This window comes from Dickeya undicola, assembly GCF_000784735.1.
GTDB classification, from domain to species: domain Bacteria; phylum Pseudomonadota; class Gammaproteobacteria; order Enterobacterales; family Enterobacteriaceae; genus Dickeya; species Dickeya undicola.
This window is the reverse complement of the sequence record NZ_JSYG01000038.1, coordinates 21,799-39,173: the sequence shown is the minus strand read 5'-3', so window position 1 is coordinate 39,173 and position 17,375 is coordinate 21,799. Positions and strand designations below refer to the sequence as shown.

Here is a 17,375-nt window from a genome sequence, read left to right as displayed (position 1 = left end):
TGGGGGTTTTCTATAGACAAGAAAAAGGCCGCTAATGCGGCCTTTTTGTCAAATCAAGATTCTTTTTGCCAAATCAAGACTCTTTGGGTGATGCGTTTTCCACCCTGCTCTTTAATTTCTGCCCTGGACGGAACGTAACAACCCGACGCGCCGTAATCGGAATATCTTCGCCGGTTTTTGGGTTACGTCCCGGGCGCTGGTTCTTGTCCCGCAAATCAAAGTTGCCAAACCCCGACAACTTAACCTGCTCACCATTTTCCAGAGCACGCCGAACTTCTTCGAAAAACAACTCGACGAGCTCTTTGGCATCCCGTTTGCTGAGCCCAAGCTTTTCAAACAGGTATTCAGACATTTCAGCTTTAGTAAGCGCCATAGGTTAATCCCTCAAGGATGCTTGGAATCGCTGTTTTAGTGCTGCTACGCATTGTGCAACCGTAGCGGCAATTTCCTCTTCTGCCAGTGTACGAGCGGTATCCTGCAATACCAGACTAATAGCCAGACTCTTATACCCTTCCGCTACGCCCTTGCCCCGGTACACGTCAAATAAGTTTACGCCAACTAACTGATTTGCGCCAACTTTCTTGCACTCAGCCAAAACGTCGCCCGCTGGCACGCTTTCAGCCACCACCACAGCGATATCACGACGATTCGCCGGGAAACGGGAAATGTCCGCCGCTTCAGGCACCACGCGCTCGGCAAGCTTGTCCCACAGGACTTCAAACACCACGGTGCGCCCGTTCAGATCCAGCTTGCGCTCCAGCTCCGGGTGAATCACACCGATGTAACCGATGCGCTCGCCAGCCAGATAAATGGCCGCAGTCTGTCCTGGATGCAACGCCGGATGACTTTCAGCCCGGAACTCAAGTACAGACAGTTTCCCGGTCAATGCCAATACGGCTTCCAAATCACCTTTTAAATCATAGAAGTCAACCGCCTGACGCGCCAGATCCCAGTGCTCTTCGTAACGGGTGCCGGTAATCACGCCCGCCAGCATGGTTTCCTGACGCACGCCCAAATCGGCGTTCTGATCCGGAACAAAGCGCAGGCCGCTCTCAAACAGGCGCAGTCGGCTTTGCTGGCGATTCTGGTTATACACCACCGCCCCCAACAGACCGCTCCATAGCGACAGGCGCATCGCAGACATTTCCACCGAAATCGGGCTCGGGAGAATCAGCGCCTCTTCACCAGGGTGAATCAGCGACTGAATTTTGGGATCGACGAAGCTGTACGTAATCGCTTCCTGGAAGCCGTGATCGACCAGCAAGGTTTTCACACGCTTAAGCGCCAGATCTGCCTCGCGATGTTGCGTCATCTTCAGCGGTGCCTGAGTAGGAATATTCGGAATGTTGTTGTAGCCGTAAACACGCGCCACTTCCTCCACCAAATCTTCCTCAATCTCCATATCGAAACGCCAGCTCGGTGCCACCGCCTGCCAGCCATCGGCAGTTTTAGTGACCTGGCATCCCAGGCGATTCAGAATGTCACTGACTTTCTCATCGGAAATCACATGACCGATCAGACGATCCAGCTTGTCGCGGCGCAGCGTGATAGTGGCACGCGTTGGCAGGTCTTTCTCACTAACCACCTCCACCACCGGGCCCGCTTCACCGCCGCAGATATCCAGCAGCAGGCGGGTTGCACGCTCCATCGCCTGATGCTGCAATGCCGGGTCCACGCCACGCTCATAGCGGTGCGATGCGTCAGTATGCAGGCCGTAACGGCGCGCACGCCCTGTGATCGACAGCGGATTGAAGTAAGCACACTCCAGCAGCACATCCTGCGTGTTGTCATTCACACCAGAATGCTCACCACCAAAGATGCCGCCCATAGCTAGCGCTTTTTGATGATCGGCAATCACCAGGGTATCGGTACTCAGCGTAGCGTCAGTGCCGTCCAGCAGACGCAGAGGCTCCCCTTCTTTCGCCATGCGTACCACGATGCCACCTTCCAGACGGTTAAGGTCAAACGCGTGCATCGGCTGCCCCAGTTCCAGCAGCACATAGTTGGTGACATCCACGACCGGATCAATAGAGCGGATACCGCAACGACGCAATTTTTCGCGCATCCACAGTGGTGTGGCGGCCTTAACGTTGATTCCTTTGACTACACGTCCCAGATAGCGCGGACAGGCTTCAGTGGCATCCACCTGAATCGGGAAACGGTCGGCGATAGTCGCACTGACCGGTTCGATAGCTGGTGTAGCCAGTGCCTGCTCATTCAGCACCGCAACGTCACGCGCCACACCCAGAATCCCCAGGCAGTCGGCACGGTTCGGGGTCACGCTGATTTCGATGGTATTGTCATCCAACTTCAGGTATTCGCGGATGTCGGTGCCCAGCGGTGCGTCAGAAGGCAATTCGATAATACCGTTGTGATCATCGGAAATACCCAGCTCGGAGAAAGAGCACAACATCCCTTCAGACGGTTCCCCACGCAGCTTGGCTGCCTTGATTTTGAAATCGCCCGGCAGAACGGCACCTACGGTCGCCACCGCAACCTTGAGGCCCTGACGGCAATTAGGCGCGCCACAAACGATATCCAGCAAGCGATCACCGCCGACGTTAACTTTCGTCACCCGCAATTTGTCCGCGTTGGGATGCTGTGCACATTCCACCACTTCCCCAACAACCACACCGTGGAACGCGCCTGCAACTGGTTCAATGCCGTCCACTTCCAGACCGGCCATGGTGATTTGTTCAGATAAGGCATCGCTGCTGATAGCTGGGTTAACCCATTCCCGTAACCAGAGTTCACTGAATTTCATGTTGATATTCCTGCCTTATTTAAACTGTTTGAGGAAGCGTAAATCGTTTTCGAAGAAGGCGCGCAGGTCCGTCACGCCATAGCGCAGCATGGTCAGGCGCTCCATCCCCATACCGAAGGCAAAACCGGAGTACACTTCCGGGTCGATGCCGACGTTACGCAACACGTTCGGGTGCACCATGCCGCATCCCAGCACTTCAAGCCATTTGCCGTTTTTGCCCATCACATCCACTTCGGCGGACGGTTCGGTGAACGGGAAATAGGACGGACGAAAACGCACCTGCAAATCTTCCTCAAAGAAATTACGCAGGAAATCATGCAGCGTACCCTTCAGGTTGGTGAAGCTGATGTCTTTATCCACGATCAGCCCTTCCATCTGATGGAACATCGGGGTGTGGGTCTGATCGTAGTCGTTGCGGTAAACACGGCCTGGCGCGATGATGCGAATCGGCGGCTGCTGTTTCTGCATGGTACGGATCTGCACCCCGGAGGTCTGGGTACGCAGCAGGCGTTTGGCGTCGAACCAGAAGGTATCGTGATCGGCACGTGCCGGGTGGTGGCCCGGAATATTCAGCGCATCGAAGTTGTGGTAATCGTCCTCAATTTCCGGGCCGGACGCCACGGCAAACCCCAGTTCGCCAAAGAAGGTTTCAATGCGATCAATAGTACGGGTGATCGGGTGCAGGCCACCGTTTTCAATCGTACGACCCGGCAGTGAAACATCAATGGTTTCCGCCGCCAGACGGGCATTCAATTCAGCGCCTTCCAGCGCCTGTTTGCGCGCATTCAGCGCATCCTGCACCTCCTGCTTCGCCTGATTGATAACCGCGCCCGCGGCAGGACGTTCTTCAGCAGGCAGCTCGCGCAGCGAGGTCATCTGAAGGGTTAAGTGACCTTTTTTGCCCAGAAACTCGACACGCACATTCTCCAGTGCGGCGACGTCTCCAGCCTGTTCTATGGCTGTTCTGGCTTTGGCAACCAGTTCTGCGAGATGTTGCATTGCATTCCTCTTCTTCTGCCTGTATGGCCGACAATCATGATTGGAAAGATACGGTTTTCAGTACGCCGGACGCTAACACTACCTACGGATTCAGGAATTGGGTCCAATAAAAAAGCCTCCACAGAGGAGGCTTAGGCGCTACTTTTCGTTTCTATTCTTACGCGCAAAGCCCCCGACGTTCAGGCGCTAAAGTAAAAAAAGAAACGGAAAATAGCAGCGTTCATACTTGCGTTACCTTATTGTTGTTTAGCTAATTATTGTCTAACCCGTTGACAATATACCAATTTCGCTCTTTCCGAAAGTTTTTCGTCAGCAATTACGGAGCGTTATCAGCTTTCAACCAACGCTAAAGACGAAAAGAGGGAGACAAGCTCCCTCTTTCACTGACTTACGCCAGAGCTGATTTCGCTTTTTCAACCAGTGCGCTGAAGGCCACTTTGTCGAATACGGCGATGTCAGCCAGAATCTTACGGTCAATTTCAACAGAGGCTTTTTTCAGGCCATTGATGAATTTGCTGTAAGACAAGCCATTCTGGCGGGCTGCTGCATTGATACGTGCAATCCACAGCTGGCGGAACTGACGCTTACGCTGACGACGGTCACGGTAAGCGTACTGACCAGCTTTGATTACTGCCTGGAAGGCAACACGATAAACGCGCGAACGGGCACCGTAGTAACCTTTCGCTTGTTTCAGGATCTTTTTGTGACGTGCGCGAGCAACCACACCACGTTTTACGCGAGCCATATGCTCTCTCCTAAAGTCTTATTCTGAATTAAAAAAAGGTTACTTATGCGTAAGGCAGACATGCTGCAACCAGGCCCAGATCTCCTTTGGAAACCATAGCTTTCGGACGCAGATGACGTTTACGTTTAGTTGCTTTTTTGGTCAGAATATGACGCAGGTTAGCATGCTTACGCTTGAAACCGCCGCTGGCGGTTTTTTTGAAGCGTTTAGCGGCGCCACGTACTGTTTTAATCTTTGGCATTGTTATTTCCACTTCGCATTGTTAAACAATGAATCAGATAAGGCGAACAAAACCCGCGCCACACAACAGCAGCGCGGAACCTGTTACTTGAGTGCCTTACTGTTTCTTCTTCGGTGCCAGCACCATAATCATCTGACGCCCTTCGATCTTACTAGGGAACGACTCGACGACAGACAATTCATTCAGGTCGTCACGAATGCGATTAAGCATTTCGATGCCGATCTGCTGGTGTGCCATTTCACGGCCGCGGAAACGCAGCGTGATTTTAGCTTTGTCACCATCTTCCAGAAAGCGAACCAGGTTGCGTAGTTTGACCTGATAGTCGCCATCATCGGTACCAGGCCGGAATTTGATTTCCTTGACCTGAATAACTTTTTGCTTCTTCTTCTGTTCTTTGGTGGCCTTACTCTTCTCATAGAGGAACTTGCCGTAATCCATGATTCGGCAAACCGGCGGCTCAGCATTCGGGCTGATTTCAACTAAATCAACTCCTGCTTCCTCAGCTTTCTCTAACGCTTCATTCAGGCTGACAATACCGATCTGTTCGCCATCAACGCCTGTAAGACGTACCTCTTGTGCGCGAATTTCTCTGTTGATGCGATTAGGACGCGCCGGTTGAACTCGTTTTCCGCCTTTAATACCTTATTCCTCCAACTGATGAAGACTACGGCTGCGAATCTCTTCCTGCAGCTTCGTGATTACTTCACTGACGTCCATGCTTCCCAGGTCCTTGCCGCGGCGGGTACGGACAGCCACTTTGCCTGCCTCCACCTCTTTGTCGCCACAAACAAGCATATAGGGAACACGCCGTAAAGTGTGCTCGCGGATTTTAAAGCCTATCTTCTCATTTCTCAAGTCCGCTTTAACGCGAATCCCTGCATCTTGCAATTTTCTTGTCAATTCGCTGACATAATCAGACTGTGTATCGGTGATATTCATCACCACAGCCTGTACCGGTGCCAGCCAGGTTGGGAAGAAGCCAGCGAATTCTTCGGTCAGAATCCCGATAAAACGCTCCATCGACCCCAATATCGCGCGGTGAATCATTACCGGCACCTGACGCTCGTTGTTTTCGCCAACATAGGAGGCACTCAGGCGGCCCGGCAGCGAGAAGTCAAGCTGTACCGTACCGCACTGCCAGGCACGATCCAGGCAGTCATGCAGGGTGAACTCGATTTTCGGACCGTAAAATGCGCCCTCGCCCGGCTGATAGTCGAACGGAATGCCGTTTTCAGTCAGCGCAGCGGCCAAATCTTCTTCCGCGCGATCCCACATGTCATCGCTGCCGATACGTTTTTCAGGACGTGTTGACAGTTTCACCACGATTTTTTCAAAACCGAAGGTGCTGTACATGTCATACACCATCTTGATGCAGCTGTTCACTTCATCACGCACCTGCTCTTCGGTACAGAAGATGTGGGCATCATCCTGTGTGAAGCCACGCACACGCATCAAACCATGCAAAGAACCCGACGGCTCATTACGATGGCAACTGCCGAACTCTGCCATACGCAGCGGCAGGTCGCGATAGGATTTCAGCCCTTGATTGAAGATCTGCACGTGGCCTGGGCAGTTCATCGGTTTGATGCAATATTCACGGTTCTCAGACGACGTCGTGAACATGGCCTCTTTGTAGTTTTCCCAGTGTCCGGTTTTTTCCCACAGCACGCGGTCCATCATGAACGGACCTTTCACTTCCTGATATTGGTACGCTTTGAGCTTCATACGCACGAAGGCTTCCAGCTCACGGAAAATAGTCCAGCCATCGTTATGCCAGAATACCATTCCCGGTGCTTCTTCCTGCATGTGATACAGGTCCAGCTGCTTGCCGATTTTGCGGTGGTCACGCTTGGCGGCTTCTTCAAGACGCTGTAAATAGGCGCTCAGTTGTTTCTTGTCTGCCCAGGCGGTGCCATAGATACGCTGCAACATTTTATTCTTGCTGTCGCCGCGCCAGTAAGCACCTGAGGTTTTCTGCAGTTTGAAATGATGACAGAAACGCATGTTCGGTACGTGCGGTCCACGGCACATATCGATATATTCTTCATGGTGGTATAACCCCGGACGGTCATCATGGCTGATGTTTTCATCCAGAATCGCCACTTTGTAGCTTTCGCCACGCGCTACAAACGTATCACGCGCTTCCTGCCAACTGACTTTTTTCTTGATAACGTCGTAGTCTTTACCCGCCAGCTCATGCATCCGCTTTTCAAGCAGGTCCAGATCTTCCTGAGTCAGGGTACGGTCTAGATCAACGTCATAGTAAAAGCCATTGTCGATCACCGGACCGATCGCCATTTTGGTGTCCGGCCACAACTGCTTGATGGCATGGCCCAGCAAATGCGCGCAAGAATGGCGAATAATTTCCATCCCCTCTTCATCTTTGGCCGTGATGATGGACAGCTGTGCGTCGGACTCGATCAAATCGACAGCATCAACCAGTTCACCATTCACTCGACCGGCAACACAAGCTTTTGCCAAGCCAGGGCCGATATCCAATGCGACATCAAGAGGAGAAACGGCATGGTCATAATGACGCTGACTGCCGTCAGGAAGCGTAATAACAGGCATGTAAATTCCCTTATTTGCAGTGGTGACCCACACGAAAGATCACATACAAAAGATAATTGCGTTTGATTTAGGTGAGCGGTGGAAAAGGATTTAACCCACAATTGTTAAATCAGTTCCGCCCTGTCATCAGATGGCATAGCAATGCCCTAATCCGACGGCGTAGAGTAGCACCATGCTTCCGGCGATACCACCCATCCAGCCCAAACAGGGCGGCAGAAATACGGATTGGCGTCATTGAGATACAGGTAAAGACCCGTCATGGCTACGGGTCTGGTTGATGCCCTCGGCCAATAAATACGCCGGGCAGAGAATTAACGCTCCGGAATCATGTCCTTAAACAGCGGGTCAATCTCACTTTCCTTCATTTCCGGTAAGGAAACCGGCTGCTCAGGAGCAGGCTCCTGCTCCACTGTCTCTGGTACTGACACGGGGGATAACGATTGCAACAGCGCGATTTGCTGTTTCTGCTGCTCGACAATTTCATGCAACAGCCGGATCTGTTCATTCGCTCGCACACTGGCCCGGTTGATAAAGAACCAGACCAAAATTACCAGTAGCACAATCAACGCGACAAAAACCACTTCCAGCATGTCTGAAGCAAAACTACTCATCTCTAAAACCTGTTACGTAACCTGACTCAGTCGCGCATTCTAGCACTGTGCCGACAGACAATTCGACAGTCATACCGAGATTCCTTGTCTGGGATGCCGTGTTTCTCCCATAAAAAAGCCTGTCACCATGACAGGCTAATGGTCAGATTACCGCACACCTTTCAATGTCAGAACGGATAATCGTGATATCCCATTTGATCGGAGATATTGCGCGCCGCCGTATGCAACATGGCAACATACTCATGTTTATTATCTTCCGAGAAACGAATCGTCGGGAAAGAGATGCTCAGGCCAGCAATCACCACACCAAAGCGATCAAATACCGGAACCGCGATGCAACGCAGCCCTTCTTCCTGTTCTTCGTTGTCTTCGCCATATCCCTGCTGACGCACCAGATCAAGCTGAGGCAATAATTCTTCCGTACTACCGATGGTGTGCACAGTACTGCGCTTGAATTCCACCTGAGACAGAATTTCTTTAACCTCTTCACGGTCGCGCCAGGCCAGCAACACCTTGCCAATCGCCGTGCTGTGCAGCGGATTCCGACGACCAATACGCGAATACATGCGTAGGTTGTACATGGAATCGATCTTATGGATGTAGACAATGCTATCTTCATCCAATGCACCGAGATGGATGGTTTCACGTGTTAACGTCGACAATTCACGCATTTGAATATCCGCACTGCGGATCAGATCAACGTTCTGCAGTGCTTTGGCACCCAGCTCGAATAATTTCAGCGTCAACGAGTACTTCTCTGATTCACCTTCCTGGGCAACATATCCCAGAGATTTCATCGTCTGCAGGAAACGATAAACCGTACTTTTAGACATCATCACGCGCTGTGAAAGTTCAGTAATGCCAATTTCACGCTCTTCGCCCAACGCCTGCAAAATACCAAAAACCTTTAAGACAGATGACACGGAATCGGGTTGTTTATCTAAATCTGCAATAGCCATTTTGGTGGTTACCCTACTCAGTATTTTTTGTTTTAAAAAAAATAGAACACTTGTTTTAGTATAAAGGGAACGCTTTGAATATGGCAATCAGGCATTACTATAACTGACAATCTGATTAAATATCGTCCATTATAATGGCACTGCCGGATTAATAATCTTATTGTAAAAGCGAAAAACCGCGCCCTTAACGGGCACGGCTGCAGGTGCTGTTATTGCCAAACAGAATCAGGTACTTTTGCCAGATACAACGCCGGTTTACCATCAACATCAGACGTAAACAGGATATGTTTGTCATCCGGCGTGAAGGATGGATGCGGATGTGTGACCTGACGGTCACCCTCTAGCACTTCCCACGAGGTGTTGTGTTGTGCAACCTGGAAATGTTTCCCGGTCTTCATATTGAACACATACAAGAACGGGTCGTTTTCAATCTTGTAGCCACCATCATCTTTCACATCGACAGGTGCATTACATCCATCACCCACCATCAACGTACCATCGTAGTTACTCATCAGGTGAGAACATGGCGGCATTTCAGTCAACTCACGGTTTTCCAGCGTTACCGGGTCGACACTGCAAATGAAGCGGTTGGTGCTGCCTTTCAGATAGGAAACATAGGCCAACGCAGAACCATTCGGCACCCAGAACTCGTGAGTACAACTTTCACCCGGCGCATGTTCTTTCACCTTACGCATATTGGATCCATCTTCATTGATGAACCACATACGCGCATCAACCAGATCATGCGGACCTTCATGGCAGAATGCCACCGTATTGTCGTCGCCTGGGCGGTAAATAGGATGACCCAACCACTGTTTTTCCTGCAGGATAGTGGTGGCTTCGCCGGTTTTCAGATCGATACGAATTAAACGGCAGCATGGATTGGTGAAGTAGAATTCCTGGAATTTTTTCCAGTCGGTCAGCGGTTTCCAATCCTCTTTTTTGATCTCGATACCGACCATTTTGGTGCAATCAGAGTTGGCAACCCAAGTGCCATATCCGACCCAATCGTCTGGCACCTGATAAATGTTGGTTTCTTCCAGTGTATTCAGGTCAACACGCATGAGATTACGAACGTTCTTCACATAATACAGTGCGTCATCATCTGGAGACAGGAAACCACCGAAGGTATTGTCGCCGGTGCCTTCGGTCAACTGCGTTGCCTGCTGGGTTTTCAGATCCAGCAAATAGTAGTTCCACGCGCCGTCAAAGGCACCACCAAACAACAGCTTGCTGCCATCATTAGAAAAACACTTCTGGTAGAAGTAGTTGCGGTGACAGATAACATCAGGAGGAGTGAGACGCACCACTTCGGTGCCGGTGACTGAATCCTGGTAAGTATGGAACGAAAAAGAAAGCTTTTTACCTTTGGCCATCCGTAAATCCTTAGCGCTTATCGTGAAAAATCAGACGCCGCCAGATGAAAGATTACCCGTCATCCCGGCCAATCGCCTTGTTATACCAGTATTGTAGAAACAATGTTTCATTTTTCCGTGATCGTGGTTTTATTTTATAAAACATTCTTTCGCTTTTCACGGACTGTTTGCGCTGGGACAAGATTATTTTGCCCAATATTGATCCAGGTATGGCAATAGAGAAGCTGATTGAACACCACAAAAAACAAAGGCCCCGAAGGGCCTTTGCGAATAGGACAATCACAGCGATTATTTGAGGTATTCACCTGCACGCAACGCTTCGATACGTTTGTCCAACGGCGGATGCGACATAAACAGCTCGCTGAGGGACTTGGATTTGCCATTGATGCAGAATGCCATCATGCTGCCCGCTTCCTGCGGCTCATAACTCGTTTTCAGACGCTGCAATGCAGCAATCATCTTCTCACGCCCGACCAATTTCGCGGAGCCGGCATCGGCATGAAATTCACGGTAACGAGAGAACCACATGGTAATGATGCTGGCCAGAATACCAAACACCAGTTCCAGCACCATAGATACAGCCATGTAAACCAACGGGTTGCCGTTGCTGCTCTCTTCGCTATCGTCACGATTGCCGGAAAGAAAACTGGTAACGATTTGCGCGATAATGCGGGAAATGAAGATCACAAAGGTGTTCACAACGCCTTGCACCAGCGTCATGGTCACCATATCACCATTAGCAATGTGGCTGATTTCATGAGCGATAACCGCTTCAGCTTCATCACGGCTCATGTTCTGCAACAGCCCGGTACTGACCGCAACCAGTGAACTGTCACGGCGAGCGCCAGTCGCAAACGCGTTAATATCAGGCGCATGGTAAATAGCGACCTGCGGCATGGCGATCCCTACCTGTTGAGATTGAACACGCACTGTGTCCAGCAGCCAACGTTCGGTTTCATTGCGTGGTTGTTCAATCACCTCACCGCCAACGGAACGCAACGCCATCCACTTAGACATCAGCAGCGAAACAATCGAACCACCGAAGCCGAACACACCGGCCATGATAATCAGACCTGCCATGCTGTTGTGCTGAACGCCCGTCAGACTAAGCACCAGTCCAAATACCACCATCACCGCCAGGTTAGTGAGCAGGAAAAGCGCAATACGCATCATATGATTCAGATTTCCTCTTTCAGCAAAAGCAACAAAAGTGTTTGCAACAACCACATCGTATGGGTTGCGCCATCATTTTCAAGTATCCATAACCTTTATGTTACCAAATTAACATAACTTTACACTTTTGCTGATGATGACGCCGAGGAATGCAGGGAATGATATCCATGCTGAACATGGCTGTTTGCAATAACAGCCAGCAGCAGCGAGTCTGCTATAACTCTGCCGGATACCCATGAAAGAACCGACATGCCTGTAGATTGAGATGTAATAAAATATAATTAATGTAATAGTTATTCTGGGCTGGCGAAAAACGGCCACGAGTCTGAACCATGACACAGGCAATATTACCGGACCAACGGCGCATCCTCCAGGCCCAGTAGTTTTTCGAACTCCTCTGCCGGCATCGGCCTGCCAAACAAATAGCCCTGCGCCTGTTCGCACCCTTTGTTAAGTAGCCGTTCACATTGCTCCTGCGTTTCCACACCTTCCGCGATCACATCCAAACCGAAGCTTTTCCCCAGATAGAGAATCGCCCGAACAATCGCTGCATCCGGTGCCGACTCACACATAGCTCGAACAAAGGTTTGATCAATTTTAAGCCGCGTGACCGGGTAATGCTTCAACATACTGAGTGAGGCATAACCTGTACCATAGTCATCAAAAGCGATGCCGACACCACTATTGCGCAGCTCATTGAGCGGTTTCATCATATTTTCGTCATGCCGCAATATGATATTTTCCGTGATTTCCAACTCCAGCGAGCCGGGTTTAAGGCCCGTTTGCGTCAGAACGTCTTTGATTTTCTCCGCCAACATACCGGAACGGAACTGGGCCGCGAACAGGTTGATACTGATACGAAAATCCCTCGCGCCAGACCGGCACCAGTCTGACGCCTGCTGACAGGCGGACCGTACAACCCAGTCGCCGATGCGCTCAGCCCAGGGACCTCGCTCCAATGCAGACATAAACGCCGCAGGTCCCAGCAGTCCTTTATAAGGATGACGCCAACGCAGCAGCGCCTCCGCACCGACGACCTTACTGTTAACCAGGCTGACCTGAGGCTGATAAAAGACCTCAAATTCCTCCTGCTCATACGCCCGGATAAACTCCAGTTGGAAAGCATGTCGCGCCTGAAAGACTTCTCTCAGCTCGCGGGTAAAGAAGCGATAACAGTTACGTCCGTCCGCTTTTGCCTGATACAGTGCCAAATCGGCGCTGGTGAGCAGGTCCTGCACGGTTGTCCCATGCGACGGATACATGACCAGCCCGATACTGGCGCTGGTGTTGATTTGTTTATCATCAACCAGCACAGCTTGCGAAATGTCATAAATGATTTTTTCCGCCAGCGTTGCCACCTGCGCTTCATCATTCTGCTTCGGCAACAGAACCGCAAACTCATCGCCCCCCATACGGGCCACCAGATCACCAGAGCGAACATTACTCTGCAATCGTTTGGCAACACTGGACAGAATCTCGTCGCCGTTGGCATGACCAAGGCTATCATTGATATCTTTGAAACCATCCAGGTCGATAATCATGATGGCGGCTGGTTCACCGTTTTTCAGCACCTGATCCAGCGTGGACGTCAGTAGTGTGCGGTTGGCAAGCCCAGTGAGAGGATCCCGGTGTGCCTGCAAGAACAATCGCTCTTCATAGCGTTGTCTCTCGCTGATATCACGCAGAATGATGCCGTAACGTGTCTGATTGTTGTCATGCCACATTGACACCGTCAGCTCGGTTGGAATCAGAGTACCGGGTAATGCACGTGTTTCCAGCTCGATTGAGCTACCTTTAAATATTGCCGTTTTGTCCGTCGCCAGGTGATGTAACTGCACCACGAACATATCCGGTACGATAGTACTGATGTGCTCGCCGAGAATCTGCTCACAGCTGTACTCCAGCATTTTTTCTGCCGACTCGTTCCAGAAGGTGATGGTTCCCCTGTCGTTGACACAGAGAATGGCATCTGGCGAAGATTCAGCAATGCTCTCAAAACGAGCCTGACTGGCGCGGCGTGCCAGGTCCAGACGCCGCATCTCCAGTTTGTCCATCACCAGCGCGGCAAAATCCTGCAAATTATGTGCATCACGCGCACTGAGAGAAGATCGGGGTTTGTTATCAATAATGCATAACACACCGATGGGAAAGCCGCTTGGCGTCCGCAATGGGATACCGGCGTAAAAACGGATGTGCGGCTCACCGGTTACCAATGGATTATTCTGGAAGCGGGGATCTTTGCGCGTATCGGGGATCACCATGATCCGCTTTTTGAGAATCGCATGTGCACAAAATGATTCGTCTCTTGATGTTTCACATGCCGACATACCGATACTGGCGGCAAACAACTGCCGTTCTTCCTCGACCAGCGAAATCAATACGATAGGGACATTGAAAACGTTAGCGGCCAGATTGATCAAATTGTCAAAGCCAGGATCAGACAGCGGTTTACTGATGCCGTACTCTCTTAATGCCTCAAGTCGGCTTTTCTCATCTTTATTTGCTGGGGCTCGACTCATGGGGGTTCCCCTCACATTATCCATTGTTTTTTCTTTCAGAAAAAATTGTAGCCTGTTGTCGCGACGGTGCTTACCGTAACTTTTCACGCAAAAAAAATCATCGACGAATAAAATCCATCGATCTCTTTCGATTAAATTTAAAACGATAACTGGCTACTATCCCTCTTTGCTTAGTTTCTTCCCCACACCAGGGTTCACCGCTTTCATGCAAATTAACGGGCAGCGCCAACAGAATAGCAAAATGCAGACAAGGAGGAAGACCTGCCGCCAAGATTTTCCAGGATTACTTGATTGCTATAGAAAATAAAGAAAAACGCAAGTGGTTAATTATCTTAATAGATCGTTATTCCCAATCATCAAGGGAAAGTTGATAAGTTATCACTATAAAAATGTTCTTATTTACGCTTTCTCATAACCGATAGCTCAGCAGATATGTTTTCCCTGAGTGGTTAAATGCCGATAAAAGACTTTCCCTATTAAAAAAACTGGTATGTAAAACCGAAATAACCATTATATCTACCGACATGATATCCGACGCCAACCTTATTCCCACACGATGCAAGAATGAGCAGAAAAAACAGTCGGTTGCTGGATCATCCGCTGAATCTCGAACCCAAACGACGGTTTGCATGAAGGAAATACGTTAAAAAAAGAGAAGAGAAAGTAAAGTGATAGTACAAAAATGCGAAAAGTAAGCCCAAAGACTCACCATTAATGCGGAATAGTACGTCAGAAAAACGGTAAACATCGCAGAAAGCAATCTCTCATTACAAACAACCTCACGGAAGCCAGAGCCACCGTGAGGTTCGATGTAACCGTCGATTACATATTGCTAATGATGTCCTGGGCAAACTCGCTACATTTACGCAGCGTGGCACCGTCCATCAGTCGCTCAAAGTCATAGGTAACGGTCTTGTTCTTGATGGCACCTTCCATGCCTTTCACGATCAGGTCCGCGGCTTCAAACCACTGCATGTGGCGCAGCATCATTTCAGCGGACAGAATCACGGAGCCAGGGTTCACTTTATCCTGACCAGCGTACTTCGGCGCTGTACCGTGAGTGGCCTCAAACAGTGCGCATTCATCACCAATGTTGGCTCCCGGCGCGATACCGATCCCGCCAACCTGTGCCGCCAGGGCATCGGAAATATAGTCGCCGTTCAGGTTCATACAAGCGATGACATCGTACTCTGCCGGGCGCAGCAGAATCTGCTGCAGGAAGGCGTCGGCAATCACATCTTTAACGATGATGTCTTTACCGGTTTTCGGGTTCTTGATTTTTACCCACGGTCCACCATCAATCAGCTCACCGCCGAACTCTTCGCGCGCCAACTGGTAACCCCAATCTTTGAACGCACCTTCGGTGAATTTCATGATGTTGCCTTTGTGCACCAGCGTCACAGAATCGCGATCATTAGTGATGGCGTATTCGATTGCCGCACGAACCAGACGTTTGGTCCCTTCTTCGGAACACGGCTTCACACCGATACCACACTGTTGCGGGAAACGGATTTTCTTCACGCCCATTTCGTCTTGCAGGAACTTGATGACTTTGTCCGCTTCCGGCGTACCGGCTTTCCACTCGATACCGGCATAAATGTCTTCAGCGTTTTCGCGGAAAATGACCATATCAGTCAGTTCGGGCTGTTTAACCGGGCTTGGCGTACCTTCGTAATAACGAACCGGACGCAGACAAATGTACAGATCCAGTTGCTGGCGCAACGCCACGTTCAGAGAACGGATACCACCGCCTACCGGCGTGGTCAGCGGCCCTTTAATCGCTACACGGTATTCGCGGATCAGATCCAGCGTTTCATCCGGCAGCCAAACATCTTGACCATACACCTGAGTGGATTTCTCACCGGTGTAAATTTCCATCCAGGAAATTTTGCGCTTGCCCTGGTAAGCTTTGTTCACCGCGGCATCGACAACGTTAATCATGGCTGGCGTCACATCGACACCGATACCGTCACCTTCGATAAACGGAATGATCGGATTAGCCGGCACGACCAGTTTACCCTGAGCGTCAACCGTGATTTTCTGCCCTTCTGCCGGTACAACTACTTTACTTTCCATTAACCTCTCCTTCGAGCGCCATTTTGTTAATGACTTGTAAGATGCGTGTCAATACTACTTGAATATTTAGCCTGAGCCAATCACAAACCATTTCGAGTATAATGGTTTTGCCATCCACAGCCAGTAATAAGATGAATAAATTCCCTGTTAAAAATCACCAACTTAAACGATTCAGCTCTCGGCCAAAAAAAAATGAACCGACTGTCGTAACGAAAACGCGCATCGTGTTGTTCAATAAGCCTTTCGATGTGCTTTCCCAGTTTACCGACGAGGGCGGCCGCGCCACATTGAAGGACTATGTCCCCTTTCGTGACGTCTATTCCGCAGGTCGGTTAGACCGGGACAGCGAAGGCCTGATGATACTGACCAACGACGGTAAGTTGCAGGCACGCCTGACCCAGCCCGGCAAGAAAACGCCCAAAATCTATTACGCCCAGGTTGAAGGTGTCCCCGACGAAGAGACTTTGCACGCATTTCGTACCGGCCTGATACTGAGTGATGGCCCAACCTTGCCCGCTGGGGCTGAGCGGGTGGAAGAACCCGCCTGGTTGTGGCCGCGCCAGCCACCGATCCGCGAACGTAAAAACATTCCGGTTAGCTGGCTAAAAATCACGTTGTACGAAGGGCGTAACCGCCAGGTAAGGCGTATGACGGCGCATATCGGCTATCCCACGTTGCGTTTGATTCGCTACAGTATGGCAAATCAAACGCTTGATGGATTACACCCCGGCGAATGGAGGGAGATCGACCATGTTTAAACCGCATGTGACCGTAGCCTGTGTCGTACAGGCGGAAGGCCATTTTCTGGTTGTTGAGGAAGAAATTAACCACCGGCGTCTGTGGAATCAGCCTGCTGGTCATCTGGAAGCGGACGAAACCCTGATTCAGGCAGCGCAACGAGAACTGTTCGAAGAAACCGGTATTCACGCCACGCCGCAAAGCTTCCTGCAACTACACCAGTGGATCGCGCCGGACAAAACGCCCTTTCTGCGTTTTAGTTTCACCATCGACCTGCCTGAACGGCTACCCACTACCCCGCACGATAGTGATATCGCCTGCTGCCACTGGCTGAAGCCGGAAGACATTCTTCAAGCCGACTGCCTGCGCTCCCCATTGGTGGCTGCCAGCCTGGTATGCTATCAGCGCGGCCAGCGCTACCCGTTAAGTCTACTGGAAGCCTTCAACTGGCCGTTTCCTGACCCGGTATAACGCTGCGTAAGCCACATCCGGTACGGCGTTCAACGTACCGGAACAACCTCGCCCTACGCAGGCATCGACGTGCTTCCGCAGGGTGAGTGTGTTATACTATTACGCCTGTTTTTCGCCTTAACGCTTACCTCA

General features: G+C 50.6%; 16 protein-coding genes and 1 other annotated feature. Of the genes, 2 read left to right on the top strand and 14 right to left on the bottom strand.

Annotation, left to right across the window (positions count from 1 at the left end):
* Positions 1-73: 73 nt before the first annotated feature.
* From ihfA to icd, 14 genes are all read right to left on the bottom strand, one after another.
* Positions 74-373 (bottom strand): integration host factor subunit alpha, encoded by a 300-nt coding sequence (gene ihfA, locus OB87_RS18025; protein ID WP_012769674.1) that lies wholly within the window; start codon positions 371-373, stop codon positions 74-76.
* Positions 374-376: 3 nt separating this feature from the next.
* Positions 377-2,764, bottom strand: a complete 2,388-nt coding sequence (gene pheT / locus OB87_RS18020; protein WP_033570775.1) for a phenylalanine--tRNA ligase subunit beta — start codon at positions 2,762-2,764, stop codon at positions 377-379.
* Positions 2,765-2,779: 15 nt separating this feature from the next.
* Positions 2,780-3,763 carry a phenylalanine--tRNA ligase subunit alpha gene (gene pheS, locus OB87_RS18015; RefSeq protein WP_033570774.1) on the bottom strand — a complete coding sequence of 328 codons (984 nt, stop codon included), beginning with the start codon at positions 3,761-3,763 and terminating at the stop codon, positions 2,780-2,782.
* Between the two features lie 105 nt (positions 3,764-3,868).
* Positions 3,869-3,992: a sequence feature (Phe leader region), on the bottom strand.
* Complete coding sequence (pheM, locus tag OB87_RS20780) at positions 3,943-3,987, bottom strand: pheST operon leader peptide PheM (protein ID WP_106120997.1); 45 nt, start codon at positions 3,985-3,987, stop codon at positions 3,943-3,945. It overlaps the preceding feature by 45 nt.
* Positions 3,993-4,151: 159 nt before the next feature.
* Positions 4,152-4,508 carry a 50S ribosomal protein L20 gene (rplT, locus tag OB87_RS18010; protein ID WP_012769671.1) on the bottom strand — a complete coding sequence of 119 codons (357 nt, stop codon included), beginning with the start codon at positions 4,506-4,508 and terminating at the stop codon, positions 4,152-4,154.
* Positions 4,509-4,551: 43 nt separating this feature from the next.
* Positions 4,552-4,749: a 50S ribosomal protein L35 gene (gene rpmI, locus OB87_RS18005; protein WP_012769670.1), complete on the bottom strand. Its 198-nt coding sequence runs from the start codon at positions 4,747-4,749 to the stop codon at positions 4,552-4,554.
* A 96-nt stretch (positions 4,750-4,845) separates the two neighbouring features.
* The gene (gene infC, locus OB87_RS20105) at positions 4,846-5,388 is read right to left on the bottom strand and encodes a translation initiation factor IF-3 (RefSeq protein ID WP_012884623.1); all 543 of its coding nucleotides are present in this window, start codon (positions 5,386-5,388) and stop codon (positions 4,846-4,848) included.
* 3 nt (positions 5,389-5,391) lie between these two features.
* Positions 5,392-7,320 (bottom strand): threonine--tRNA ligase, encoded by a 1,929-nt coding sequence (gene thrS, locus OB87_RS17995; RefSeq protein WP_033570773.1) that lies wholly within the window; start codon positions 7,318-7,320, stop codon positions 5,392-5,394.
* A gap of 311 nt (positions 7,321-7,631) precedes the next feature.
* A complete protein-coding gene (locus OB87_RS17990) occupies positions 7,632-7,931 on the bottom strand; it encodes a YebO family protein (protein WP_033570772.1) in 300 nt (99 codons plus the stop codon).
* 167 nt (positions 7,932-8,098) lie between these two features.
* Positions 8,099-8,890 (bottom strand): DNA-binding transcriptional regulator KdgR, encoded by a 792-nt coding sequence (gene kdgR / locus OB87_RS17985; RefSeq protein WP_033570771.1) that lies wholly within the window; start codon positions 8,888-8,890, stop codon positions 8,099-8,101.
* 209 nt (positions 8,891-9,099) lie between these two features.
* On the bottom strand, positions 9,100-10,266 hold the full coding sequence (ogl, locus tag OB87_RS17980) for an oligogalacturonate lyase (RefSeq protein WP_033570770.1): 1,167 nt from the start codon (positions 10,264-10,266) through the stop codon (positions 9,100-9,102).
* Positions 10,267-10,554: 288 nt separating this feature from the next.
* Complete coding sequence (gene htpX, locus OB87_RS17975) at positions 10,555-11,439, bottom strand: protease HtpX (protein WP_033570769.1); 885 nt, start codon at positions 11,437-11,439, stop codon at positions 10,555-10,557.
* A 347-nt stretch (positions 11,440-11,786) separates the two neighbouring features.
* Positions 11,787-13,958 carry a sensor domain-containing phosphodiesterase gene (locus OB87_RS17970; protein WP_033570768.1) on the bottom strand — a complete coding sequence of 724 codons (2,172 nt, stop codon included), beginning with the start codon at positions 13,956-13,958 and terminating at the stop codon, positions 11,787-11,789.
* 822 nt (positions 13,959-14,780) lie between these two features.
* Positions 14,781-16,034, bottom strand: a complete 1,254-nt coding sequence (gene icd, locus OB87_RS17965; RefSeq protein ID WP_033570767.1) for an NADP-dependent isocitrate dehydrogenase — start codon at positions 16,032-16,034, stop codon at positions 14,781-14,783.
* Positions 16,035-16,165: 131 nt separating this feature from the next.
* Between icd and rluE the strand changes: the two genes are divergently transcribed.
* Together rluE and OB87_RS17955 are read left to right on the top strand one after the other, a co-directional pair.
* On the top strand, positions 16,166-16,792 hold the full coding sequence (gene rluE, locus OB87_RS17960; RefSeq protein ID WP_033570766.1) for a 23S rRNA pseudouridine(2457) synthase RluE: 627 nt from the start codon (positions 16,166-16,168) through the stop codon (positions 16,790-16,792).
* Positions 16,785-17,243 (top strand): NUDIX hydrolase, encoded by a 459-nt coding sequence (locus OB87_RS17955; protein ID WP_033570765.1) that lies wholly within the window; start codon positions 16,785-16,787, stop codon positions 17,241-17,243. The genes rluE and OB87_RS17955 overlap by 8 nt, the downstream gene beginning before the upstream one ends.
* Positions 17,244-17,375 lie beyond the last annotated feature (132 nt).

Excerpts from the sequence above, each read along its gene's own strand:
- ihfA (WP_012769674.1), bottom strand. The coding sequence starts at position 373 with ATGGCGCTTACTAAAGCTGAAATGTCTGAATACCTGTTTGAAAAGCTT.
- pheT (WP_033570775.1), bottom strand. The coding sequence starts at position 2,764 with ATGAAATTCAGTGAACTCTGGTTACGGGAATGGGTTAACCCAGCTATC.
- pheS (WP_033570774.1), bottom strand. The coding sequence starts at position 3,763 with ATGCAACATCTCGCAGAACTGGTTGCCAAAGCCAGAACAGCCATAGAA.
- rplT (WP_012769671.1), bottom strand. The coding sequence starts at position 4,508 with ATGGCTCGCGTAAAACGTGGTGTGGTTGCTCGCGCACGTCACAAAAAG.
- rpmI (WP_012769670.1), bottom strand. The coding sequence starts at position 4,749 with ATGCCAAAGATTAAAACAGTACGTGGCGCCGCTAAACGCTTCAAAAAA.
- thrS (WP_033570773.1), bottom strand. The coding sequence starts at position 7,320 with ATGCCTGTTATTACGCTTCCTGACGGCAGTCAGCGTCATTATGACCAT.
- OB87_RS17990 (WP_033570772.1), bottom strand. The coding sequence starts at position 7,931 with ATGAGTAGTTTTGCTTCAGACATGCTGGAAGTGGTTTTTGTCGCGTTG.
- kdgR (WP_033570771.1), bottom strand. The coding sequence starts at position 8,890 with ATGGCTATTGCAGATTTAGATAAACAACCCGATTCCGTGTCATCTGTC.
- ogl (WP_033570770.1), bottom strand. The coding sequence starts at position 10,266 with ATGGCCAAAGGTAAAAAGCTTTCTTTTTCGTTCCATACTTACCAGGAT.
- htpX (WP_033570769.1), bottom strand. The coding sequence starts at position 11,439 with ATGATGCGTATTGCGCTTTTCCTGCTCACTAACCTGGCGGTGATGGTG.
- OB87_RS17970 (WP_033570768.1), bottom strand. The coding sequence starts at position 13,958 with ATGAGTCGAGCCCCAGCAAATAAAGATGAGAAAAGCCGACTTGAGGCA.
- icd (WP_033570767.1), bottom strand. The coding sequence starts at position 16,034 with ATGGAAAGTAAAGTAGTTGTACCGGCAGAAGGGCAGAAAATCACGGTT.
- rluE (WP_033570766.1), top strand. The coding sequence starts at position 16,166 with ATGAATAAATTCCCTGTTAAAAATCACCAACTTAAACGATTCAGCTCT.
- OB87_RS17955 (WP_033570765.1), top strand. The coding sequence starts at position 16,785 with ATGTTTAAACCGCATGTGACCGTAGCCTGTGTCGTACAGGCGGAAGGC.